Source organism: Limnobacter sp. (assembly GCF_043511195.1).
Lineage (GTDB): Bacteria > Pseudomonadota > Gammaproteobacteria > Burkholderiales > Burkholderiaceae_B > Limnobacter.
The window spans coordinates 430066-454397 of the sequence record NZ_CP121330.1; the positions used below are offsets into that span (position 1 = coordinate 430066).

The 24332-nt window shown below is 53.1% G+C and carries 15 protein-coding genes and 1 pseudogene; 7 read left to right on the plus strand and 9 right to left on the minus strand.

Annotated features, from left to right (window positions below; genetic code table 11):
- Positions 1–5: 5 nt before the first annotated feature.
- Positions 6–2063, minus strand: a pseudogene (locus P0D43_RS02120) (type VI secretion system Vgr family protein).
- A gap of 20 nt (positions 2064–2083) precedes the next feature.
- On the minus strand, positions 2084–2626 hold the full coding sequence (locus tag P0D43_RS02125; protein WP_159569129.1) for an OmpA family protein: 543 nt from the start codon (positions 2624–2626) through the stop codon (positions 2084–2086).
- A 159-nt stretch (positions 2627–2785) separates the two neighbouring features.
- Between P0D43_RS02125 and tssK the strand changes: the two genes are divergently transcribed.
- The 6 genes from tssK (at position 2786) to P0D43_RS02155 (ending at position 12282) form a co-directional block, all read left to right on the plus strand.
- Positions 2786–4150, plus strand: coding sequence for a type VI secretion system baseplate subunit TssK (gene tssK / locus P0D43_RS02130; RefSeq protein ID WP_394673103.1), 1365 nt, complete (start codon positions 2786–2788; stop codon positions 4148–4150).
- A complete protein-coding gene (tssL, locus tag P0D43_RS02135) occupies positions 4147–5520 on the plus strand; it encodes a type VI secretion system protein TssL, long form (RefSeq protein WP_341236744.1) in 1374 nt (457 codons plus the stop codon). Before tssK ends, tssL begins: the two co-directional genes overlap by 4 nt.
- Before the next feature lie 18 nt (positions 5521–5538).
- The gene (tssM, locus tag P0D43_RS02140) at positions 5539–9012 is read left to right on the plus strand and encodes a type VI secretion system membrane subunit TssM (protein ID WP_394673104.1); all 3474 of its coding nucleotides are present in this window, start codon (positions 5539–5541) and stop codon (positions 9010–9012) included.
- Positions 9009–9605, plus strand: a complete 597-nt coding sequence (tagF, locus tag P0D43_RS02145; protein ID WP_341236746.1) for a type VI secretion system-associated protein TagF — start codon at positions 9009–9011, stop codon at positions 9603–9605. Before tssM ends, tagF begins: the two co-directional genes overlap by 4 nt.
- Entirely contained in the window at positions 9602–11203 is a 1602-nt protein-coding gene (locus P0D43_RS02150) for a protein kinase (protein ID WP_394673105.1), read from the plus strand. Before tagF ends, P0D43_RS02150 begins: the two co-directional genes overlap by 4 nt.
- Positions 11204–11274: 71 nt before the next feature.
- Entirely contained in the window at positions 11275–12282 is a 1008-nt protein-coding gene (locus tag P0D43_RS02155; RefSeq protein ID WP_159569135.1) for a putative solute-binding protein, read from the plus strand.
- Between the two features lie 12 nt (positions 12283–12294).
- Here the strand turns inward: P0D43_RS02155 and lipA are convergent, their stop codons facing one another.
- Positions 12295–13278, minus strand: coding sequence for a lipoyl synthase (gene lipA / locus P0D43_RS02160; RefSeq protein ID WP_159569136.1), 984 nt, complete (start codon positions 13276–13278; stop codon positions 12295–12297).
- Positions 13279–13317: 39 nt separating this feature from the next.
- The gene (gene lipB, locus P0D43_RS02165; protein WP_394673106.1) at positions 13318–14013 is read right to left on the minus strand and encodes a lipoyl(octanoyl) transferase LipB; all 696 of its coding nucleotides are present in this window, start codon (positions 14011–14013) and stop codon (positions 13318–13320) included.
- A gap of 45 nt (positions 14014–14058) precedes the next feature.
- On the opposite strand from lipB, the gene P0D43_RS02170 reads away from it, so the two are divergent.
- Positions 14059–14718, plus strand: a complete 660-nt coding sequence (locus P0D43_RS02170) for a GNAT family N-acetyltransferase (protein ID WP_394673107.1) — start codon at positions 14059–14061, stop codon at positions 14716–14718.
- Between the two features lie 71 nt (positions 14719–14789).
- Here the strand turns inward: P0D43_RS02170 and P0D43_RS02175 are convergent, their stop codons facing one another.
- The 5 genes from P0D43_RS02175 to P0D43_RS02195 form a co-directional block, all read right to left on the minus strand.
- Positions 14790–16856: a bifunctional metallophosphatase/5'-nucleotidase gene (locus tag P0D43_RS02175; protein WP_394673108.1), complete on the minus strand. Its 2067-nt coding sequence runs from the start codon at positions 16854–16856 to the stop codon at positions 14790–14792.
- Positions 16857–16909: 53 nt separating this feature from the next.
- Positions 16910–19342 (minus strand): Ig-like domain-containing protein, encoded by a 2433-nt coding sequence (locus P0D43_RS02180; protein ID WP_394673109.1) that lies wholly within the window; start codon positions 19340–19342, stop codon positions 16910–16912.
- A gap of 108 nt (positions 19343–19450) precedes the next feature.
- Positions 19451–20110 carry a cupin domain-containing protein gene (locus P0D43_RS02185; RefSeq protein ID WP_394673110.1) on the minus strand — a complete coding sequence of 220 codons (660 nt, stop codon included), beginning with the start codon at positions 20108–20110 and terminating at the stop codon, positions 19451–19453.
- Between the two features lie 629 nt (positions 20111–20739).
- Positions 20740–24042: a fused isobutyryl-CoA mutase/GTPase IcmF gene (gene icmF, locus P0D43_RS02190; RefSeq protein WP_394673111.1), complete on the minus strand. Its 3303-nt coding sequence runs from the start codon at positions 24040–24042 to the stop codon at positions 20740–20742.
- A complete protein-coding gene (locus tag P0D43_RS02195; protein WP_341237676.1) occupies positions 24002–24331 on the minus strand; it encodes a DUF4212 domain-containing protein in 330 nt (109 codons plus the stop codon). Before P0D43_RS02195 ends, icmF begins: the two co-directional genes overlap by 41 nt.
- Position 24332: the final 1 nt, after the last annotated feature.

Consider the following 24332-nt stretch of genomic DNA (forward strand, 5'->3'; position numbering starts at 1 on the left):
TGCAATCAGGAAATCGGATCAAGCGGTGGCTCAACCACGGAAGGAGCCTGAGCTTGCTCGGGCGGTGCAGGCGAGGCGCTGGCAGCACCCGAGCCCCCACCGCCTGAATTGACTGAAATGGAGGGTCCGCTCATCGTGATTCCGGCGGCTGAAATCGACAATGAGGAGCCACCCACATTGAGTGAAAGACTGGAACCAGCGGTAAGCTTCAGACTGGCACCGGCTTTTAAATTCCCTTGTGCTGCAGTACTCAAGCTCAAATTTCCACTGGCATCGAGCTCGGTGCTTCCTCCAGACTTGATGGACAGTTGGCCCGTGGTGCTGACTGCAATTTGCCCCTGACTAATCAGACCCAGCAATCCTTGTACCGTGGCGAGAAGATCGTCGTTCACGGTGAGGTGCAAGGCTTTCTCGATTTGCTGACTGACCTGACCCAACACGGTACGAGATACATCAGCCTTGATTTCTTCAATCAGGTTGCCGTGCACAAGGCTGTTTGAATTGCCGCCAATTTCTGTATTGCTGTTGTTTTTGATCAAGCTGAGATAATCTTTTTCTGCTTGAAACCACACATATTCACTGCCAAGTTTGTCTTCGAATCGAAGCTCATTGAAATTGGAGGGAGCACCCTTCTCAGTAGATTGGGTGCGCCAACCTGACACTGTTTTGTGATCGGGCAAGGAATAGGGAACCGTTTGCTCAGCGTTGTAGACAACCCCTGTAATCAAGGGGCGATCGGGATCGCCGTCTTCAAAGGACACGACAACCTCTTGCCCAATGCGTGGAATGGCAATAAATCCCCAACCTTTTCCAGCAGCCGGTGTTGCAACACGAACCCAACATGAACTGTCCTGATTGCGCTTGCCGTAACGATCCCAGTAGAACTGCACTTTCACGCGTCCAAATTCATCAGTGTGAATTTCACGCCCTTCAGGCCCAACCACCAAAGCAGGCAAGGGGCCTTTCACATGCGGCTTTCTGGATTTGCGCTCTGGTCGGTATGGTTGAACCGATTCAATGGCTTCAAACTGGCAGTCAAAATCGGACTGTGCTCCGCCATTGGCCTCAGGTTCGGCTTCGTAAATTGCCAAATGGGTACTGACAATCAACAAGCTATTGGAGAATGCTGGATTGTCTTTGCACACCGACGTTAGCAGGCAACCTGTGCTGACACCGCGTGCTGTTGTGCTGCCACTGAAAATTTGTTGACGCGCCTGGGCCTCTTGGTGTCGCAGTTTGCTGTAGTGAGTCCCCTCGCCTTCGTCATTGTATTCCCCTGGATACTCAAACACTTCAAAAGCCGAGTTATAGGATTCTGACTTGCCTTGCGAATTGACCAGCAAAGACGTGGAAGGCGTTTTGAAGTTGTAATCCGACTGTGCGTGCCTGGGGGGCTCAATCGATTTTTTCAACGACAAGCTGGAAATGACTTCTTCTGGACTCAATCACCCGCCCAAAGAACCCGGATTGTAATTAAGCGATTCGTAACCGGGGTAAGGTGCATGGCTTGTACCGGAATCCACCAGCACCAAGGTGTGCTGATTCTCGGCATGCTCGAAATAAAAATAAACGCCTTCTTGTTCAAGCACGCGCCGAATGAAATTCAGGTCACTTTCGCCAAACTGCACAACGTATTCCCACACACGCTTGGCTCCCAGTGTGCGATCAGAAAAACGCACGGACGAATGGGCGTGTCGACCAATGACCTCGGCCACAATATCGGGAATACTTTTGTGCTGATAAACACGAAACTCCTGATTTTTACTCAACAACCAGGACCATGATTTCAACTCAACACGATAAGAACAGCGCCCACTGATCGCCATGGAGGTTTGCTCCATTTCCACGACCACACCATCGAAGTAGCGCTTTTGTTGCTCCCGAGTCTCAAAACCCAGGCAAAGATTCTTTCCGAGGAAATCATCGGCATTCAAGGTGGCGACATCCGATTCAAGATAGACGGTGCCAGTGCTGTTTTCCGACAAGGACTCCAGAAGGCGAGCCGATCTGAAGTGCAGTTCTTCCAGCGGCACTGCGCCGCTCATGGTGATCAGTCTGTTCATGTGATGAGGTGATTGTGTTATCAGGGCAAACGGCTGATTTCAACCCGGCGGTTGGCCGGCGCAAATGGATTGTTCACATCTGCCAGTTTCTCGGCACCCTTGCCTTCAATGCGCAACAAGGCTGGCGAGACCCCTTTCTGGATCAAATAGCTTTTGACCGCTTTGGCCCGATCGGCTGAAAGTGCCTGATTCAAAGGTTCGTTGCCACTTGCATCCGCATGGCCAGTCACCAGCACCGGGGCTGAGTCGGCGGGTCGATTGCTCAAGACCTTCGCAAAGACATCGAGCTGCTTTTTTAAATCGACCGGCAGCTCTGCGGAACCCAACTGAAAGTGGGCATTCGGAATCGAGAAGCGCACCGCGGGCTTGAAGCCCATGCACTTGAAACCGTTCTTGCGCAATTCCTCGCAAGCCTCTTCGGGAAACAAACCCTCTTTGACCTGTTCGACTGCGGGAACTGTACCGGCCAGATCAACCACCAAGGACTCTGCATGGCCAGGTGAAAGCATGCTGAAGAAAAACGGCACTGCCAATGAACACTTCAGAATGGATTTATCAAACATAGCTACTCCGAAATAGGTAGGAGATTGGTAAAAAAATCACCTTAAAAAATCTCGTGTTAGGATTTTTCGCGACTTGGGCGTCGAGTCTATTCCTTTTGAAAAAAGTCGCTCAAAGAGTGATACATCCCCATCAGCAGAGAGTGAAACTCATCCCCCGTTATGACTAAAAACAACCGCGTCATCTGGAGTGAGGGCCTTTTCCTTCAGCCCCAACATTTCCAGCAACAAGAACGACATTTCGAGCACGAGGTCCATATAAGGACCGCTCACTTCAATGCGCACTGCCATGGTTTTCATGAATTGAAACTGGATCAAGACTTGCTGTTGGCCGGAAAAATTTCGATCTTGAAAGCATCGGGCTATTTTCCGGATGGAAGTTACTTTTCCATTCCCGATCAAGACCCGGCTCCGGCATGCCTGGACCTTTCAAGCAACGTGAAAGACAACAAGGTTTTTTTGACATTGGCCCGACCGCATTGGCAGGCTCAACATGTGGCTTGGTGTGCCGAGAATCCCGAAACTGGTGTTCAGCCAGACACACGATATGTGGCTCAAGGCGCGGAAATCCTCAGTATTTATGACCACGAGCTGGAAGCACAGACCATTGAAGTGGGACAACTCAATATGTTTCTAAGCGCTGGGCAACAGATCCGAGACGGCGTGGTTGGTCTGCAAATCTGTGAACTGCGCGAGACCAAACACGGCATGCAGCAAGTCGACGAAACATTTATAGAACCCTGTTTGTGCGGCATTCAGAACAGCAATATTCGTCGTACGCTGGAAACAGTGGTCAGTTTGCTCCAAAGCAAAATTGATCAGCTTCGACAACGGCGTGTGCGCAAGGGTAGCCACAACAGTTCGGAAATTGGCGATTTTCTGCTGCTACAAAGTTGCATTGAACACCGTTTGGTTTTTTTGCATTTGCTGACCAGCCACAGGCTACACCCAGAGTCTGCCTATATTCGACTGCTTGAATGCCTGGGTTCCGTAACCTTGTATGGTGACGACTCTGCCGCTGACTTTAGCCCCGCCTACTACCATGACAACCTTCGTACCGCTTTCTCCCCAGTGCTGGCCGCCATCAGAAATGCTTTGGCATCCATGCATGACCAACACGCCGTTCAAATTCCACTTAACCTAAAACAAAGCGGCGTACACCTGGCACAAATTACAGACCGCACCTTGCTCACCGATGCCCATTTCTATTTGACAGTGCATGCACTTGCGCCGGAAGAACTCGTACAGCGTCAATTCCCAAGCACCGTGAAAATTGGCCCAGCTGAGAAACTGCGCGATCTTGTCAATTTGAATTTGCCAGGAATCCGCTTGAAGCCCGTTCAGCAAAACCCGCCAGCCTTGCCCTACTATGCAGACCATCTTTACTTTCAACTGGAAACCCGCGCCGAGGTACTTTGGAAAATACTGGATCAAACCGGGCATTTGGCGATTCACTACGCGGGAGATTTGCCAGAGCTAAGAATGGAACTGTGGGCTGTTAGACGCGAACAGGAGCGCTTGCTTTGAATCCACTTGACCCCTTTTCAGCCTTGAGTGGCGAGCGCACCATTATTAAACCCCGGCTGGGTAAAACGGGTAAAACAAATACCCACGCGATTGACTCGATTGACAACATTCTCGGCCCAGTGTCCCAATCGAAACCCATGGGTCAAGATTCACCACAGGCTGCACAGAGTCAACTGAATCAGCTGCTCAGTCAGTTGAAAAACTGCCCGCCGGCGAGCAAGAACATTCTGTTGATTCAGACTTCGCATTTGCTTCGCCTGATGTGCACCGTCGCTGAGATGGCTGACCTGCCTTCCCCCAAGTTACTTTCCACAACCTTGTCGGCAGGCCTGCTAGAACTTGACCGCTCTTTGGAATTACTTCAGCGACCGCAGGCTGAAAGGCTTTCAGTGCGCTATTTGTTGTGTACCTACATGGATGAGCGCGCTGCGAACACACCCTGGGGTGGCGCCGGGCAATGGGCCAGCCACAGTTTGCTGCATCAGTTTTTCAGTGAGACCTGGGGCGGCGAAAAAGTATTTGCACTGATCCAGAAAATGATGCAAAACCCAACAGACAACCGTGACCTGCTTGGTTTGATGGCAGTTGTTCTCAGTCTCGGGCTTCAAGGAAAATACAAAGTCGAACCAGGCGGCGAGTCTGCCCTGAACCAATTGCGCTCCAGGCTATTTCAGCTTGTTTCGTTGAACTTGAATACGGGGACTCGCGGCTTGCATCCTGATCTTTGGCAGTCAAAAGCACCCAGCCCAAACCATCGATTTTTACAGATTCCGCTCTGGTTGCCCATGAGTGCAATGTGTTTAATCGGCGCAATCTTCTTTGTTGGCCTTTACTTCGATATGAACACGCAGTCCGATACGGTTTTCAATGAAATCGCCGCCATTTCTTTTCCACAACCTGAGTTCACAAAATCACAAGTTCAACCATTGCCGCCTGCTGTTGGGCTTGAATTACCGAGCCAGCTACAACAGGAAATTATTGGCGGCCAACTCACCTTGAAACAATCGGGCAACAGGTCCACTGTCGTGTTGGTGGGTGATGGCCTGTTCAGCTCGGGTAGCGCTGAACTTTCACCCGATGCCTTGCCATTGGTCGACAAAGTTGCGCGGGAACTGGCGCAGCACCCCGGTCAAATCACGGTAACGGGATACACCGACAATCAGCCGATTCGATCAATCCGTTTCCCATCGAACTGGCAACTGTCCGCAGCACGGGCCGACCACGTGGGCCAACGGATCGCCATTCATTTGCCCAATGTGGCCATTGCCACGGAAGGAGCGGGTGCAGCCAACCCGATTGCACCCAATGACACGTCCGAAGGTCGAGCCTTGAATCGTCGTGTCGAAATTACCCTGCTTCATGCCCAATAAAACACCTTCGAGTTCACTATGTTTTTGAGATTTGCTTTAAGCCTTTTGGCGTTTTCAGGGCTTGCTGTATTCATTTGGCTGGTGGGTCCCATCATTGCGATTGGCGAAATAAAACCGTTTGAAAAATGGTGGGCCCAAGCCCTGTTGATTTTGATTGTCGGGCTGCTTGTTTTTATTCCACTGACCGGGCGCTGGTGGAAAGTTCGCACAGCTGAGCAGGCATTGAAAGCGGAACTGACCCGCCAGGATGAACAGGCTTTTGCACAAACTGCGAAGCTTCAGGATATCTTCAACCAGGCGGTGCACATGCTCAAGCAGCATCAATCCCGAAAGGCCTGGTATCAAAGCAAACCAGGTTTATACCAACTTCCCTGGTATGTCATGATTGGTCCGCCTGGCAGCGGCAAAACCACTGCCCTGAAAAATGCAGGTCTGCGTTTTCCGCTGCAAGACCCCTTGGGAAAAGATGCGATCAAGGGTGTGGGGGGAACCCGAAATTGCGACTGGTGGTTTACGGATCAAGCGGTCCTGATCGACACAGCCGGCCGCTTCACCACACAGGATTCAGACCACAACACCGACTCGGCAGGATGGAATTCGTTTCTGAACCTGCTCAAGAAACATCGCCCCAAGCAACCACTCAACGGCGTATTGCTCACGATCAGCGTTCAAGAATTACTGGACAGTGAATCAAAGCAAAAAGACACAGCCACCAAGATTGCCCTGCGCCTTCAGGAAATGATCCGTGCGCTGGGCATGTGTCCGCCGGTGTATGTGTTGATCACCAAACTCGACTTGCTGACCGGTTTTCGTGAAACCTTTGGGCGACTCGCCGAAGTTGATCGAGCCAAGGCCTGGGGAGTCAATTTTGATCACCCCAATGCTTTGGACACAACGCTGAAACAGACGCTACCCAATGCGTTAAGCCACATGTTTGAGCACCTGGGCGAGCAACTTAACCAACGACTTGAGGAAGAGGAGCAAGAAAACAAACGCATCAAACTGTTTGAATTTCCACTGGCCTTTGCCCAACTGAAGCCCGCTATTGAAGGTCTTCTACAGCAGGCACTGCAATCAGACAGTCCATTTGAGCAACCCGTTGTGCTGCGTGGAGTTTATCTGAGCAGCGGCACTCAGGAAGGCAATGTATTTGATCGAATTGCACTGGGCATTGCCCCGAATAAAGCACTGGAAACGCCCACAGGCAAGCAGGGTAAAAGTTTTTTCATTCGTGAATTGTTGGCCAAAGTTGTTTTTCAAGAACAGCATTTGGCCGGGTACGTTAAAAAAACGGCACTGTTTGAACGCGCAATTTACATCGGCCTGTTAGGTGGCTCGGCGGCCCTGCTGTCTTTGTTGTTGCTTGGCTGGTGGATTAGCTACAGCAACAACAGCACAACGCTTGACCAAACCTTGCAGACAAGCCGTGCAGTGTCCGGGCAGGCGTCTACCTTGCAGACCGAGTCGCAGGCCTCTTTGCAACCCCTGTTCTCGACGCTTAGCCGGCTGCAAGATATTGCTCAACCCAGCCCAGCGGGTTTTACACACCATCTTGGATTAAACCAGGACGACAAATTGCGCCAAGCCGAACAATTGGCCTATCACAAAGCGCTTGAAACAGCGTTGATGCCAAGGATTGCAAAGCGTTTGGAGGACAGGTTACGTACGGCCCTGAACCAAGACATGGAACTGGCCTACGAGTCATTGAAAGCGTATGTCATGATTCATTCACCCACACATTATGATGCGCAGGCGCTGGCGAGCTGGGTGGTGTTTGACTGGCAGCAGAATGTTCTGGCCAGCTATGCGCCGCCGCTGCAAGACGCCGCCATACAACACCTGCAGGCAGCAATTGCCCTGGGGGCACCAGGTGGTTTGCCTGAGAAAGACGATGAGCTGATTGAAACCGCACGACAAGTGATTGGCGCTCAGGCTCTGGATGACAGGCTGTACAAGCGCATGGTTCGATTTTACAGACCAGAACCGAATGGCGGCTTTAATTTGATCGGTGCGGTGGGCGCAAGTTCAGCTGCGATATTTACGCGGCCCAGTGGTCAATCCTTAAGCCAGGGAATTGATGCGATCTACACACGTGACACCTACATCAAGTACTTTCTAAAACAGTTGCCAGATCAAGCGAATCGCCTGACACAGGAATCCAGCTGGGTGATGGGAGAAAGTAGAACAAGCAGCTCAGTCAAGGCAACTCAAATATCCGAACTTCTGAGTCAGGTTCGCGGTTTGTACATTCGCGATTACATCCGTATTTGGGACAGCTATCTGAAAGATGTCCAGATTCAGCGACCCGCCCAGTTTGAACAAGCAGTTGATCTTGCGCGGGTTCTGGCCTCGCCTCAATCTCCCTTGAAAAAATTCCTTGAAGAGGTTTCGGAAAATACCCGGCTTGCAGGTGGACTGGTGAAAACCGGCGAGAAACTTGAGACGCTCACAAACCAGAAAGCCCAACAAACCTTGTCCCCAAGCGCGGCACTTTTGGCAGGTTCCGATTTTAAAGCCACAGACTTTGAGGCGCCGCTCGAGCAACAGGTCGACGATTACTTCAGCGACATCAACAACCTATTTGAAGGCAATCCACCTGCATACAACCAGGTGTCTGGCTTGTTGAATGATCTTTACGCACAACTGGCGGCCATTGCCAGTGCAAAAAAAAGCAAGTCTGCGCCACCACCTGCGGCTTCCATGGATTCATTGCAGGTGGGTGCCGGGGTTTTACCAGAACCAGTTCGCGCCATTGTCGGGCAATTGGCAGGGCAAGGCAGTGCGCAGGGCCGTGCAGCCGAGCGAGCCAATCTAAGCGCTGACCTGCGGCCACTGCAGGAAATTTGTCGGCGAACTGTGTCCAATCGCTACCCCATTCACCCCGGATCGGGTCTGGATGTACTAAGCGATGACTTTGCCCGTTTTTTTGCACCGAATGGATTGATGGATCAGTTTTTCATGAGCCGCCTAAGCCAGGTGGTGGATACCGGCGGGCCGAGCTGGAAACTGAAACCGCTCGGTGACGGATCGCAAGCACCGAACAACCCGTCGCTGATTCAATTTCAGCGTGCCGCAAGAATTCGCGACGTATTTTTCTCAGGCAATTCTGCAGTGGCGAAATTTGATGTGGAAATGCGCTTGGTGCAATCAAGCCACCCGAGCGATGTTTTTTATCTTGAAACCAATGGGGAGTTGAAAATGTTTTCTAAACAGTTTCAACCTAGTCACCGCATTCAATGGGGTGGGCAGGCCCCTTCGAGCACTTTGCGCATCCGGGCATCCGAGGGTGCACACAAAACTTACAACGGCCCCTGGGCCTTGTTTCGAATGTTTGATGCCGCGCAAATCGAGAACACGGAGCGCCCGGAAAAGTTCAGGGCACGCTTTGTACTTGAAGGCAAACAGTTTGATTTTGAGGTGTTGGCCAATTCGGCATTCAATCCACTTCGCTTAAGTGAACTTCGGCAGTTTAGATGTCCGGGGAATTTATGAAACGGGAAAAACGCGCGGTGTCCTGGTTTGGCAAACTGCCTTGTGTCGGCGATTTTTGTAGTAACAACATGTCTGAGCCCCTGCTTAACGCTTTGGATCTTTGGCTAAGCGCAGCCATGCAAAATGGTCACGAAAAACATGGCGCTGCCTGGACAAACGCATACTATCAGGCCCCAATGCACGGTTTTCTGTTGGGGGGAAAAGCCCTGCCAGCCCTGAGCGGTCAAAGTGCAGTCGGTGTGATCATGCCCTCTGTGGACAAAGCGGGCCGCGCGTTTCCTTTTGTACTCATGGAGCAACTGGACAGGGCTTTAACAACGCGCCCGAATCACGAAGAATTGGCAAGTTGGTTTTTACAGGCGCACACACTATGCGCCAGCGCGCTGGATGAAGAGTGGACATTGAAACGGTTCGGCGATGCGCTTGATCTTCTGCCCGAACTGCAAAGTACACACGCCTTGACCACCGAAGATACTGACAGCCATTGGTATCGGCTTGAATTCTCGGGTTCGGTCCAATGGTTGACACGATACCAAGGACTGCCCGACATCAGTGCCTTTGAAACGCTGTTTGGTTTGAATACAGCGCCATGACAGCAGACATTACCGTGATTCAGCCTGCGCCCACCGATTCAGGCCATCTCGACAAGCCCGGCAGTCCTGACACGCTTACGCACGGCACACAAATTGAGGGACTTGAAATTCGCGATGTCATCGGAATTGGTGGATTTGGCATTGTTTACAAAGCCTGGGACCCCATGCTCGAGCGGCTGGTTGCGCTCAAAGAATACTTCCCAAGTGCACTCGCCGTACGAACACCAAGAGGTACTGTGAAAGTAAGGGAGGAGCGACACCGCGGCACCTACGAATCGGGCTTGAGCAGCTTTGTGAATGAAGCGCGTTTGTTGGCCCAGTTCGACCATGCAGCACTTGTCAAGGTATACCGATTCTGGGAAATGCAGGGCACCGCTTACATGGTCATGCCCTTGTATCAGGGCATAACACTGAAGCAGTATGCAGACCAACACGCCGAACCCATTTCGAATGACCTGCTGCTGAATTGGCTTGTGGCATTGACCGAGGCCCTGGAATGCATGCATGCGCAGCAGTGCTATCACCGTGATATTTCACCCGAAAATATCATTATTCAGGAAGGCACCGGGCTTCCCATTCTTCTTGATTTTGGTGCCGCACGCAGAGCAATTGGCAGTGTCTCGCAACCATTTACGGTGATATTGAAAGCGAGCTACGCACCCATAGAACAATATGCCGAGGTGCCCACCATGACGCAAGGTCCCTGGACTGACGTGTATGCACTGGCCGCTGTTGCACATTATTTGATCACTGGCAAAACACCTCCTTCATCGGTCAGTCGATTGGTCAATGACACTTACGTGCCGCTAGAAACCCGGGTTGAATTGCAGTTCAATGCAGAAATCAAACAAGCCATTGACCATGCCTTGCGTGTACAGGTGCATGACAGAACTGCCAGCATGGCCGATTTTCGCAACGCCCTGCAGCCAAAACCGAGCGCGAACTTGCCGCACGTTTTAACTTCATCCCGAACTACAAAACGTTTAACAATGGGGGTTGTATCCGCAGCATTGTTTGCGGTGGCGTTTGCGGGTATCGCCTTGCTTGGCGTCACAACGAGCAATACGCCTGAAGACGTTGTTGCAAAACCCACAGTAATTGCAATGCAAGCTGAACCCGAAATACCTGACAACCCGATTGCCCCTGTATTTCAAAAGGTACTCGCCAAAGCGGAGAGCGCCTTGAGTATTCACATGGACAATCCTGTACTGAAAATCGGTGAGGACTTGTTGAGGTTTCAGGTTCAATCGCCATTGAACGGATATGTGGCCGTGTATGTGCTGTCATCTGATCAATCAGTCATTCAGTTGCTACCCAATGTTCGCGTGCCCCAGGTCACGATCAAGGCGAATGAAAAAATACTGCTGCCTCCTGGCAATGAACCCATACAGGCAACGGGACCCGCCGGCAGCAACCAATTTCTGGTCATCGTCACAGAAGACCCGCGTGATTACTCACAACTGAACATGACTGACCATTACGGATTTGGATTGATTCAGGAAAACAGCGCACCGCTGGAGGGCGTGACCACCTGCACAACAACAGCTTGCGGCGACGGACTGGCGGCCGCCTGGTTCTCGGTGGACGAAGTGGATTAATTATTCTGTAGAATAAAAAAAATCAAGGGGCTGAAATATTACAAAAAAAGCCCAAAACTACTGGAGACGAAATGAACACCATCAAAGCTGCAGCACTCGTATTGCTGGGCGCCAGCCTGGCCGCCCCCTTCCAGGCCCATGCAGAAAGCACCAAAATGTGTATTTTTGATATTGCTGGTCGCAGTGGGCCTGCCTTTGCACAGGCAAAAGATTACGCAATCGCCGCCAAAGCATGGGGGGTAAACATTGAGCTGGAAGCGTATGTCGATGAACGCCTGGCTGCCGAAGATTTCAAAACCGGCAAATGCGATGCTGCCGCAATTTCCACCTTGCGTGGGCGCCAGTTCAACAAGTTTGTGGGCAGTGTAGATTCAATCGGTGCGGTACCCACCTACAAGCACTTGCGCACCGTGATCGACCTGTTAAGCAATCCGAAACTGAATGACAAAATGACCTCGGGCCTTTTTGAAGTGGCCGGTATTTTGCCCATTGGTGCCGCGTATGTGATGGTGAACGACAGGGCAATTAATTCAGTAGAAAAAGCGGCGGGTAAAAAAATTGCGGTACTGGACTACGACAAGTCGCAAGCAAAAATGGTGCAGCAATTGGGTGCACAACCGGTTGCCAGCGAGGTGATCAACTTCGGCACCAAGTTCAACAATGGCCAGGTGGACATTATTGCCGCGCCCGCAATTGCCTATCAACCGTTGGAGTTGTACAAAGGCATTGGCAGCAAGGGCGGCATTTACCGTTTTCCATTGGTGCAGCTAACCGCCAATATTTTGATTCGCAAAGACAAGTTTCCAGAAGGATATGGGCAAAAATCTCGTGAATGGGTTCAAAAACAGTTTGAGCGCGCCATTGCATTGGTAGACACTTCTGAGAAAGCAGTGCCCGCTGCCGCCTGGCTGGACATTCCCGAGACTGACCGTGCCAAGTACGATGTGCTGATGCGTGAATCCAGAATTCAAATGACGGCAGACGGGTTTTATGACCCCGAAATGATGAAGATTCTGAAGCGAATTCGTTGCCGGCTGGATGGCAGCCTGGGCGAGTGTGCAGACAAGCGGGAACTTTAATCCCGCTGTGCTTTACACCAAACCATGCGCCTGTTCATCGGCATGGTATGAACTGCGCACCATGGCACCCACCGCTGCGTGGGTGAAGCCCATTTCATAGGCTTTTTCTTCAAACATTTTAAACACATCGGGGTGCACGTACCTGCGCACAGGCAGGTGGTGGCCCGAGGGGGCCAGATACTGGCCAATCGTGATCATGTCCACTTGGTGTTCGCGCATGTCGCGCATCACTTGCAGAATTTCTTCGTCGGTTTCACCAAGCCCAACCATGATGCCGCTTTTGGTGGGCGTGTCGGGGTGGGCTTTTTTGAAGTCTTGCAAAAGCTTTAACGAATGTTTGTAGTCCGAACCGGGGCGGGCTTCCTTGTACAGGCGCTCGGTGGTTTCCAGGTTGTGGTTCATCACGTCGGGCGGGGCGGCATTGAGAATGCCAAGCGCACGGTCCAGGCGACCACGGAAATCAGGCACCAGAATTTCAATTTTGGTGTTGGGCGACAGTTCACGGGTTTTTTCAATACAGGCCACAAAATGGCCGGCGCCACCGTCGCGCAGGTCGTCGCGGTCTACGCTGGTAATGACCACGTAGTTCAGGCGCAATGCGGCAATGGTTTTCGCCAAATTCAGGGGTTCGTTTTCATCCAGCGGGTCGGGGCGGCCATGGCCCACGTCGCAGAAGGGGCAACGGCGGGTGCACTTGTCGCCCATGATCATGAAGGTGGCGGTGCCTTTGCCAAAACATTCACCGATGTTGGGACAAGACGCTTCTTCGCACACGGTGTGCAACTTGTGCTCGCGCAGAATTTCCTTGATTTCGTAGAAACGGGTGGAAGGCGAGCCTGCTTTTACACGAATCCAGCTGGGCTTTTTCAGCTGCTCCACCGGCACAATTTTGATGGGAATACGGGCTGTTTTCGCGGCTGCTTTCTGTTTGACGGTCGGATCGCTCACCGCGCTCAGTTCTTTGGCAACGGCTGACTTTTCATTGATCTCGGACACGTTTTTGCTCCCTGGCCATAGGGTGAATTGGCCGTTTGTTTACTTTGACACCGCGGATCGCGCAGCCTCAAGGTGTTGAATCAGGTATTTCATCAGATGCACTTGCATCTCAGAAGGTGAAATTTTAACACCAATCGTGGCCAAGTCCACTGTTTCCAAACCCGCGTAACCACAAGGGTTTATTTGCTGAAACGGTGTCAAATCCATGTTCACATTCAATGACAGGCCGTGATAACTACAGCCCTTGCGGATCTTGATGCCCAAGGCTGCTATTTTGGCCAGGCTGCCATGGTGCATGGTGTACACACCGGGCGCACCTGGTTTGCGTTGGGCATCTGCCACACCCACTGCGACCAAGGCGTCAATAATGCTTTGTTCAAGCAGTTGGACGTACTCGCGCACCTTCAGGCCAAAGCGGCGAAGGTCCAGCAAAGGATAAATTACGATTTGCCCGGGGCCATGATAGGTAATTTGGCCGCCGCGGTCGGTATTCACCAAAGGGATGTTGTTGCGCTGCAACATGTGGGCAGGGTCACCTGCAAGGCCCAAAGTGAATACAGGGGGGTGTTCACAAATCCAGATCTCGTCGCTAAGCTGTTCTGAACGGGCGTCTGTGAAATTTCGCATGGCCTCCCAGGTGGGCAAATAGTCCACCAAGCCCAGTTCCCGAATTTGAAGTGGTACTCCAACTTGCGGGGTGTTGGGTTGCGGCTTGCTTTCTTGTTGGTGGATCATGTAGGCATATTTCCGATTTTCACAATTTTTGCAATCGAGTTCATCATGTCGTCAGAGCCCATTGAATGGTTTGATATTCCCAGCGTCCTCGGACGCCGGGCTGCTTCCATTCTTGGATTGTCCAAGGTACCCATTGTGGAACTGGATGAATCGCACCGACCGTTAATTCTTGCACACTTGCTGGCATTGGACGAAACCGATCGCCGTTTGCGCTTCAGTTATGCGCTGGGCGACGCTGCAATTGCCAAGTACGCTGCCAGTCTTGATTTTGAACGCGATTCCGTATTCGGTATTTTCGGACGGGACGATGTATTGCTGGGCGTTGTGCACCTGGCTGAACTGAATTCGTCTGCAGACAGCACTGCCCCCAAAGGCGCCGAGCTGGGTTTGTCGCTGGACGCCAATATGCGCGGCCATGGCTTGGGAACTTTGTTGTTTCAGCGGGCTTTGCGCCGTGCGCGCAATGAAGGCATTGAAATGCTGTTCATATACACCCTGATGGACAACGAGGCCATGCTGCGCATTGCGCACAAGCTGAACATGCGGGTGAGCAATGCCGACGGCCAATGCGAAGCCCACTTGCGGGTGGAACCCGCCAGCACCAGTTCGGTGGTGCGGGAGTTTGTGGACGAACATTTGGCCGACCTGGACCATTTGTTCAAGGGCTCGCTGAATCAGTTCAAGAAGTGGGCTGAAGAGTTTTAACGGGTTTGGGCATAAAAAAACCCCGCCAGTCTTGACCGGACGGGGCCAGTGGTCGCCAATCGGGCTGGCTACTACTGAGGCAGCGGATCAGAGCGACCGTTTGCCAAAATCACAATGCGTTCGTCGATTGAAAAATCGGCACCTGAGTCGGCCTGTGCGAATGGCATGGCTCGCGATGTTGTGGCTTCCAGAAAGTCCGCCAAGGCTTGTTGTTCACGACCTTCCACGGCAAAACCTGCGTCACCTGTGGTGTCCAGTTCAACGCGATTCACGTTCGTGGTCGGGAAGGGGTATCCATCGCCGCCATCGGCCAGGAAGCTGAGTGTGGCCATGCGATACACCTGATTAACCGGCACACGGAACTGACCGCCCGAGAACACGGTCTGAGGACCAGTCAAGGGGCCCAAGCCATCGGGATCATTGACAACAATGGTGCGCACCCGCGAACCTGCCGCTGCGGTGGGGTCAAAGCTGAAACGCAAGCCACCAACTTGAGGAAACTGGCCAGCCCCTTGAGCTTGAGCAAGATCATAGTTGGATACGCCGTGCTCCAGCAAATCTTTCAGTTGCTGGGCTGTGATGTCGAGCAAACTCAGGGCGTTGTTGAATGAAAGTGCACGCTCAATGTCACCACGCGAAATATCGCCCTCTTGCTTGCCCACTGACTCATCGGGTTGTGGGGGAAGTTTCTGGGCACTGCCAGTGCCGCCAGCAGGAACAATGATCGCGCCGATCGAACCACGAATACCGCCACCGTTCTTCAGGGAAACTGCAGTCAACATGTCGCTGTCTTGGCCAGCGGCCAGGTTGGCGTCAGCAGTCAAATTGCCCAAGTTACTTTCCTGCTTGCGCACAAAGGCGCGATCGCCCTCGAGGTACACGCTGGTAGAGCCCAGAATAACGCCTTCCAGGGCTTGATTGACTGCAAGAATATCCTGAGCAATTGCAGAAACTTCTGCTTGCCGATCTGCAGCATCCAGCCCGAGCGCTGCAAGACCAGTTGCGTCAGTGGAATAGGCACCATTCACGGCAGGGTCCAGCTTGCCAACAATCACTTCACCGTCTTCATCGAATGGCAACACAATGCGACCCAAGTACTTGTAATCTGCGTCCACGTTCACCAGCAAAACAGGTTCGCCACTGGCTGAGGTAAATTGCTTGGGATACTCGCCCTGGCTTGTGTCCCCTGCGCGGATCAAATCGTTCGAATCAAACAAACGTGTATTCGAACCACCCGCAATGATCAGGTCAACACCAGTCAAACGCGACGCCAACTGCTCTTCTACCGAGATCTGCTGCATGTGACCCAGCAAGATGATTTTGTCGATGCCTCGGTTCAGTAATTGATTCACCGAGGGCTGAATTTCAGCAGCCAGGTCGTCTATTGAGAAACTACCATTACCGTCCAGCGCTGGGCTGACTGTGGCGCCATTCAGCGTTGTGATGGTTGGTAGGGTGGGGGTGGCGGCAGACACCACGCCGATTTCTTTGCCGTCCACTGTAATGACAACAAACTTTGCAATTTTGCCGGCAAGTGAGCTTGCTTCCTGCCCGTCATTGGCGGGGTCGGCGAGGCTTGCCAAATTGGCATCGCCTGAGAAATCGATGTTCGCAGACAGGTAGGGGAACTGGGCGCCGCGCCAGGTTTGACCAGAAGCTGTTTCAGGGGCAATCAGGTTTCGGACTTTGGCAGTACCTTGATCAAAATCATGGTTACCGAATGCAGAGGCATCAAGGCCCAACTGATTCAAAATTTCAATATCGCCGCGGCCTGCGCTGGGTACTCCCAACTCTTCGGCAAGTGAAGGGTCTGCGGATGCATTGAAAAAGGAACCGGGAATGTAGTTGTCACCAGAACTCAAAAATACGGTGTTGTCTGGTTTTTCAGCACGAAACTTGGAAAGAATCGCGGAAATATTTTGTGAGTTTTCGACCAGGTTGCCGCCACTGTCCATGTCGGCGATGTGAAGCACTTGAAGCTCAAATGCCGTTGCTGGAAGAACTTCGGATGGATTGACGGCCACGCTGCCGTTACCGCCGCCCAGACAGGCGGCCAATGTGCCAACCGCACCCAAATACACCAGACTTTTTAATGTTGCTTTGTACACGACTACCTCTACTTTTTGCTGCTCAAGCATTCGAGGGTAGTCGGGTATTGTTACCTCTTGTTTTCAGTATTAAGGAAATAGAATCAAAGTGGTGCGCACTCCGGCAATGGGTCGCTGCCTTTGAACACCCAAATTGGCGCGCTTACAGCCACAATGCGATCGCCACGCTTGACGCGCACGAAATACCAATTCTTGCCATCATCAGGCTCTACCTCAAACCGGCCAGTTCGGCCTGCCTGGGTTTTCAAGGGCTGATAGTTCCCTGTCTCGTTGGTGGCTGGGCCGGACTGCGAGCTGAACAATTCAAACGACATGTCCTGAAGTGGGTCCATGGGCTGCGTGCTGCGAATGTTGACTTCAAACTGAACCGTGTTGGACCGGGTGCCAATGCGTGAACCCATGGGCAGGCGCTGCTGACTTTGTGATGAAGGCTGAACAGCCTCAAAGTTCATGCGCAAGGTATTTTCATTTTGAGCCACCGTGTAAAAGCGACGGGCCAAAAAGGCCTCGCGAATATCGGCCTGATTGTTGGCGCGGGCGATCACCACTGTTTTGGGCAAATTGGCACCGCCCCAGTTGGTTTCGTGATGATCCTCGGAACCCGCTGGGCCCAGGTACCAGCCTTTGTCGAGGGCATGGCCGTACCAGGAACCAAACTTGCCGTCGGTGTCGTATTCATCGCCCTTGCCAAACACTTCCAGCCCCACCACGCGATAGTCTGCGGGTGCCACGTATTTGAAGTCGTTGAAAGCATAGGCCGGATCGCCTTGCTGAAATACGTTCAGCGCGCCCAAGGCGCCCGCCATGCGGGTGGCCTGACCCACACCTTCGCCAATTTGCAGCAACGCGCTGTGAAGGGCATCCTCGCGGCCTGGGTGGTTAAACACCATGAGCCCGTCCCCACCACCGCCCAATTGTGGAGACAACACAAACCACTGCCAGAACAGGTCCATGGACACCGCGTAGCCGGGCCCAAGCTTAGCGTTGATGTTGTGCTTGCTCAAGTACACATTGGCATGCTCAAAGCGATCAGAGGTCCACTCAAAACCACGCATGGCGGTAAACAGGCCAGGTGATTCGCCAGTGACCTGATTGGCTTGGTTCAAAGTACTGCGCCACTTGGTCAGACTATTGGGCAAATTGTCTGGGTCGGAAATGAGACAAGACAAAGGGTTGTCGGTGCAGTTGTCAGGATCGGGCAAGGCCAGGGGAATGGCCAGGTTGTCCGAATGATCAGACGACATCACGAAGTTCATGCCGCGCTCGCGGGTTTGTTGGTAGACCTGCAATGGATCGGTATTGGCCTGACCATCCGAATAAGCGGTGTGCTCGTGCATGGCGCCCAGCAGGTGGGAATAACCTTGACCGTTCGCACCAGCGCCATAGAACGGCGTGCATTGGCCCGCTGAGAACTGCGCACTGTTCGGTTGCTGGACGCCGACTGGCGGTGCTGACAACAAGCCAGCCAAGGGGCAACCCAGGCGCGTTGGATCTTGCAAACATTCCAAAAGCCCGGCGTTGCTGCTGGTGTTACTGCGCACGCTCGCATCGACATTGCGCTGGCTGACCGAGGCTTGGAAATTGGCGCGATCAGACACTTCGATTCGGAAAGTGAGGGTTTGGTTGGCCAGATCAGGCGGTATTTGCACTTGGGCCATGGCTTTGTCGGCATTGCTGACTGTCAGCATGGTGCCAGCAGTTTGTGTCCAGCGATAAAACAGAGTGTCTCCATCCGCATCACTGGCGTTTGCTTGCAGTGTCAGGGTCTCACCGGGGCGTACTGGTTCGGGCAATGCGCTTGCATTTTGTATGACTGGTGCTGTGTTGGCTGGGCGGTTGGGGGTAGCGACATTGAACAGTTTGAAGCCCAAGCCGTCTTCGTTGTCAATTGCTATTGCCCGTAAGGTGTAGGTTTGTGATTCTGGCGAATTGGGAAGCTGCTCATTCAAATTGCAGCTTGTTTCTTCGTATTGAATGTTCAGTGTTTCATTGCGCCACTGGTAAGTTTGAATGGTGCCATCGGAATCGGTGGACTCACAGGCACTTGCAGCCAAGCGGTTATCAAGCCCGATGGGAGCCACGGTGGTGTTGACCACGGGCATGGCATTGTCAAAGGTGTTTCGGATGGTGATTTGAACCCGATCCTCAAGCACGGTGCCATTGGATAGCTGGGCCTGCACCACGAATTCAACGGAGGTGTCGTTGGTGACTTGCGGCAATTGCAAATTCAGAACTGATTCGTCTGATCGGCCTGCATCGCCAAAGAACACCGTTTCTTCACTGGCCGGAAACCAGGCGTAGGCCACCACTGAATTTTGATCCGTGTTTTGTACCGCGGCGCGCAGTTCGATGGTGCTGCGCTCGGCAGCTTGCTGGTCGCTTCCTGCTCTTAAGCTTGGCAGATTTTCCTGGCCCTCGATACGCCCAGCGTCCCCGATTGCTTCGCCCCCATTGCCGTTACAAGCAGCCAGCAAAGCAGAAAACAGAACAATGTGAGCAAAACAGGAATAACGCATGGTGTGCACCCGGAATAGATAGCCTTGATACCGGATACATGCGGAAAGGGATTTGTGGATTCACCCTAAGCGACAAGTCACCAAAATGACATATGCGGCAAATGTGATCTATTGGTCGACCAAATGCCCTGTGCGCACAAGAATGGTACAACCGGGTTTGCTGAATGGTGTGTGCGCACTGGCATGCGGGCTGCGCAACCAAGTGCCGGCCGGGTAGTCGCCGTGTTCATCTGAAAACACACCCTCAAGCACGAAAATTTCTTCGCCACCCATGTGGCGGTGCATATTGAAATAGGTACCAGGCGCCCACTTCACCAAGGCGGTGTGGCGGGTCTCAAAACTGTCCAGCGGCATCACCTTCAAGCCGGGAACAAGACCCTGCCGCCATTCCGCATGGTTGGTGTTGATCACCACAGGGGTTTGATCCTCTGGCCGCATGTGGCGCAGCTTGACCAGAATGGTGCAACCTTCGGTGGACTTGGGTGAATGTTTGGTCCCCACCGGGTTCTTTACAAAGGTGCCAGCCGGGTAAGCACCAAACTCGTCTTCGAACGTGCCGTCCAACACGAAGAATTCTTCGCCGCCACCGTGCTCGTGTTCAGGAAACGCACAGCCTGCGTCGTAACGAACAATCGAGGTAAGGCGAGCCACTTCATCACCATCGCGTTCCAGCGGCTTGCGCCAAACCCCAGGGGCTGGGGACTGTACCCATTCCACTTCGTTGCTGTTGACGACTGCGCGTTTGGAGAGATCGGCGTTGAGTTTCATGGTGCTGCTTGTTGTGTATTTACTGCGAGGGATTCATCTTACCGCAAAGTACGGCCGCCGGTTTTTTAGCCCGATCGGCTTGGGTTGTTGCTCACTCAACTGCTGGTTAGCTGCCCCAATCGGCTTGGGTTTCAATCTCTCGCCTGAAAACCTGTATTTCCCTTTTTGAGATTCACCCTGACTCACCTCGCTCGGCAAAAAGGCGGGCCGAGTCTCGGTGCCGGCCGATGGCCGACCGTGGCGGGTGAATTCAAACGGGCAGGTTTTCTTGAAGGCGAGGCGATCGAAACACCGCCGCCGATTGGGCGTTGAACTTGCAAGTGGTCGCGCACGGGAGGTTTAAGCCAACTCGGCAGTGGGATTGCTTGGGACGCACTTCAAGGAAACCGCCCCGTTTGAGTTTATTCGCAGCGGTCGGCTTCAAGCCGACACCGAGACTCGGCCCGCCCTTTTGCCGAGCTCGGTGAGCAAGAATAAATTCAAAGAGGGATCAAGCGGTTTTCAGTGCGGCACGAGTAACCCACGCCGGGTTGGCAAGAAACCGCAACAGTGACCCTTCAAGTTCAGATCAAAAGTCGCTCACACTGAATTACGCAATAAACCGCAGCAACATGCACCATGGGCAACTCTTACATCGACCTGCGATACTTCCCGCCCACTTCAAACAGCGCCTGCGTAATCTGCCCCAGCGAGCAAACCCGCACGGCATCCACCAGTACCTCAAACACATTGCCACCATCCATGGCTGTTTGCTTCAAGCGCTCCAACATGGCGGCGCTTTCTGCTGAATGCCGCTGCTGGAAATCCGCAAGGCGATCCAATTGACTCAACTTTTCCTCCTCGGTGGCACGGGCAAGCTCCAGCGAATTCAAGGAATCGGCGTTCTCATTCGGATTGGTGAAGGTGTTCACACCCACAATTGGCAGGGTTCCGTCGTGCTTCTGAATTTCATAATGCATCGACTCTTCCTGAATTTTGCTGCGCTGGTAACCCGTTTCCATGGCACCCAACACACCACCGCGTTCGCTGATGCGGTCTAGTTCATCCAACACAGCGTTTTCAACCAGTTCAGTCAGCTCTTCAATGATGAATGCGCCTTGGCTTGGATTTTCATTTTTGGCCAAGCCCCATTCCTTGTTGATAATCAACTGAATGGCCATGGCACGGCGCACGCTTTCTTCGGTGGGCGTGGTCACGGCCTCGTCATAGGCATTGGTGTGCAAGCTGTTGCAGTGGTCGTACACGGCAATCAAGGCTTGCAATGTGGTGCGTATGTCGTTGAACGCAATTTCCTGTGCGTGCAAACTGCGACCGCTGGTTTGAATGTGATATTTCAACTTCTGGCTGCGGTCGCTGGCGCCGTAACGGTCGCGCATGGCGATGGCCCAGATGCGCCGCGCCACCCGGCCCATCACCGTGTATTCCGGGTCCATACCGTTGGAAAAGAAGAAGCTTAAGTTGGGCGCGAAATCGTCAATGCTCATGCCACGCGCCAGATAAGCCTCAACAAATGTAAAGCCGTTGCTCAGCGTAAAGGCCAGTTGTGAAATCGGATTGGCTCCGGCTTCGGCAATGTGATAACCACTGATCGACACACTGTAGAAGTTGCGCACTTCATGGTCGATGAAATACTGCTGAATGTCGCCCATCACACGCAGGCTGAATTCGGTCGAGAAGATGCAGGTGTTCTGGCCTTGGTCTTCTTTCAGAATGTCAGCTTGCACTGTGCCGCGCACCGCTTTCAAAGTAGCAGCCTTGATGTTCGCGTATTCATCTGCATTCGGCGCGCGCTTGTTCTCAGCCGTGAACTTGTCCACTTGTTGGTCAATTGCTGTGTTCAGGAACATGGCCAAAATGCTGGGTGCAGGGCCGTTAATCGTCATTGACACACTGGTGCTGGGTGCGCACAAATCAAAGCCGCTGTACAACACTTTCATGTCGTCGAGTGTGGCCACGCTCACGCCGCTGGTGCCTACCTTGCCGTAAATATCGGGGCGTAAATCGGGGTCGAAACCATACAAGGTGACCGAATCAAATGCAGTGGACAAGCGCTTGGCGTCGCTGGCGCTGCTGAGCATTTTAAAACGACGGTTGGTGCGCGCTGGGTCGCCTTCACCAGCGAACATGCGGGTGGGGTCTTCGCCCTCTCGCTTCACGGGGAATACGCCGGCGGTGAACGGGAAGTAACCGGGCAGGTTTTCCAGCATCACGAACTTCAACAAATCAGCACGGCTGGTGAACTTCGGCAAACTGACCCGGTTGATTTTTAAACCGCAAAGGGATGTGACCGTTAGCGGTGCCTGCAAGGCTTTGCCGCGCACCTCGTAAGTCAGCGTGTCGCCTTGGTAGCCTTCGGCCAATTTGGAATAATCTTTCATGGCCTTTTGAGCCGCCATGCTGATGCGGGTGTTGGTCAGCTCAACAATGTCGTCCAGTGCTTCAACTGCTTTGGTTTTGTCAGGCTTGTGGGCCAGCAACAAAGCCTGCGCACGCTCCATGCATTCCAGGTCGTACATCGAGACCACGTCTTTCTGAACCTGCGCCTTGTAGCTGCGCACAGCCTGCGCAATTTCGGCCAGGTAGCGCACACGCTCAGAGGGCACCACCGCCTTCATGGTGGTGGAGTGTTTGGTGTCAACCGCGTTGAAAAGCCCTTTGGAAGGCTTGGCAATGGGCAAGGCTGCACGCAATGCCTTGTACAAGGCACTGACACCATCGTCGTTAAAGCGGCTGGCCAAGGTGCCATACACAGGCATGGTGTCGGGCATGCTGGTAAACGCCATGCGGTTGCGCTGCACTTGCTTGCACACATCTCGCAGGGCATCAAGCGCGCCCTTGCGGTCGAATTTGTTCACCGCCACGAAATCGGCGAAGTCGAGCATGTCGATTTTCTCGAGCTGGCTGGCGGCGCCGTACTCAGGCGTCATCACATACAGGCTGAAATCCACATGCGGCACAATGGCGGCATCGCCCTGGCCAATACCGGGGGTTTCAATCAGCACCACATCAAAACCCGTGGCGCGGCACAGCGCAATAATGTCGGGCAGGGTGGCGGGCACTTCCTGCGCGGAATCGCGTGTGGCCAGGGAACGCATGAACACCTTGGGACCATTGCCAGCCCAAGGGCCAATTGCATTCATTCGAATTCGGTCGCCCAACAAAGCGCCACCGGTTTTGCGGCGGGATGGGTCTACGCAGACCACGCCAATGGTCAGGTCGTCGCCGTGGTCCATGCGCAGGCGGCGAATCAACTCATCGGTCAGGCTCGATTTACCCGCACCACCCGTGCCTGTAATACCCAACACGGGAGTTTTGCTGGCTTTGGCTTGTTCGCGAATGGCTTCAAGATCTGCGGCAGGTACTTCGTCGCGCTCCAGGCGGGTAATCAGCTGGGTGAGCAGGGGCCAATTGTTGGCCAAGGCCTGAATGCCAGCCGATGTGCAAGCCACCTCGGCTTTTTTGCGGGCGTCGCGCACTTGTGCAGCACGGGCGATCATGTCACCGATCATGCCTTCCAGGCCCATTTTCTGGCCGTCTTGCGGGCTGTAAATGCGGTTCACGCCATAGGCCTGAAGCGCCTCAATCTCGGACGGCAAAATAACCCCGCCACCGCCGCCAAACACCTGGATGTGACCGGCGTTGTTGGCCTTCAGTTCGTCAACCATGTACTTAAAGAATTCGTTGTGCCCGCCTTGATAGGAGCTTACGGCCAGGCCGTCGGCGTCTTCCTGAATGGCGGCATCGACCAGTTCCTGAACAGAACGGTTGTGACCCAGATGAATGACTTCAGCACCTTGGCTTTGCAACAAGCGGCGAATCATGTTGATCGCGGCATCGTGTCCGTCGAACAGCGACGAGCCGGTTACAAAACGCAGGGGCGTGCCTTTGGTGTCAGTGAGGGGTTTTCCCACCTCGCCGGTGCTGCTTTTCATTCGTGTCTCCAAGATAGTTGCGGTTGTTTTCCACCGCTCGTTTGAATCTTGATTCTAACCTATCCATGCGCCAGGCGTAGCACGCAACCAATCCTAAAAAACTCAAAAGCAGAACACTTGAGATGACCCAGTAAGTCAACGGGACCCCATAAACAGTGATCCCGAGCCGGGGAATGAACAGCACCACGCTGAGGATCAAGGCGATCCAAACAACCAGCAAACGCCAGGTAATTCGCTTAACCTGCCGCCAATACTCGGTTTCAAGTGGGGTGGGTTGCGGGTTTTTCATG

Coding starts and splice junctions, on each gene's coding strand:
- P0D43_RS02125 (WP_159569129.1), bottom strand. CDS start 2,626: ATGTTTGATAAATCCATTCTGAAGTGTTCATTGGCAGTGCCGTTTTTC.
- tssK (WP_394673103.1), top strand. CDS start 2,786: ATGACTAAAAACAACCGCGTCATCTGGAGTGAGGGCCTTTTCCTTCAG.
- tssM (WP_394673104.1), top strand. CDS start 5,539: ATGTTTTTGAGATTTGCTTTAAGCCTTTTGGCGTTTTCAGGGCTTGCT.
- tagF (WP_341236746.1), top strand. CDS start 9,009: ATGAAACGGGAAAAACGCGCGGTGTCCTGGTTTGGCAAACTGCCTTGT.
- P0D43_RS02150 (WP_394673105.1), top strand. CDS start 9,602: ATGACAGCAGACATTACCGTGATTCAGCCTGCGCCCACCGATTCAGGC.
- P0D43_RS02155 (WP_159569135.1), top strand. CDS start 11,275: ATGAACACCATCAAAGCTGCAGCACTCGTATTGCTGGGCGCCAGCCTG.
- lipB (WP_394673106.1), bottom strand. CDS start 14,013: ATGATCCACCAACAAGAAAGCAAGCCGCAACCCAACACCCCGCAAGTT.
- P0D43_RS02170 (WP_394673107.1), top strand. CDS start 14,059: ATGTCGTCAGAGCCCATTGAATGGTTTGATATTCCCAGCGTCCTCGGA.
- P0D43_RS02175 (WP_394673108.1), bottom strand. CDS start 16,856: ATGCTTGAGCAGCAAAAAGTAGAGGTAGTCGTGTACAAAGCAACATTA.
- P0D43_RS02180 (WP_394673109.1), bottom strand. CDS start 19,342: ATGCGTTATTCCTGTTTTGCTCACATTGTTCTGTTTTCTGCTTTGCTG.
- P0D43_RS02185 (WP_394673110.1), bottom strand. CDS start 20,110: ATGAAACTCAACGCCGATCTCTCCAAACGCGCAGTCGTCAACAGCAAC.
- icmF (WP_394673111.1), bottom strand. CDS start 24,042: ATGAAAAGCAGCACCGGCGAGGTGGGAAAACCCCTCACTGACACCAAA.
- P0D43_RS02195 (WP_341237676.1), bottom strand. CDS start 24,331: ATGAAAAACCCGCAACCCACCCCACTTGAAACCGAGTATTGGCGGCAG.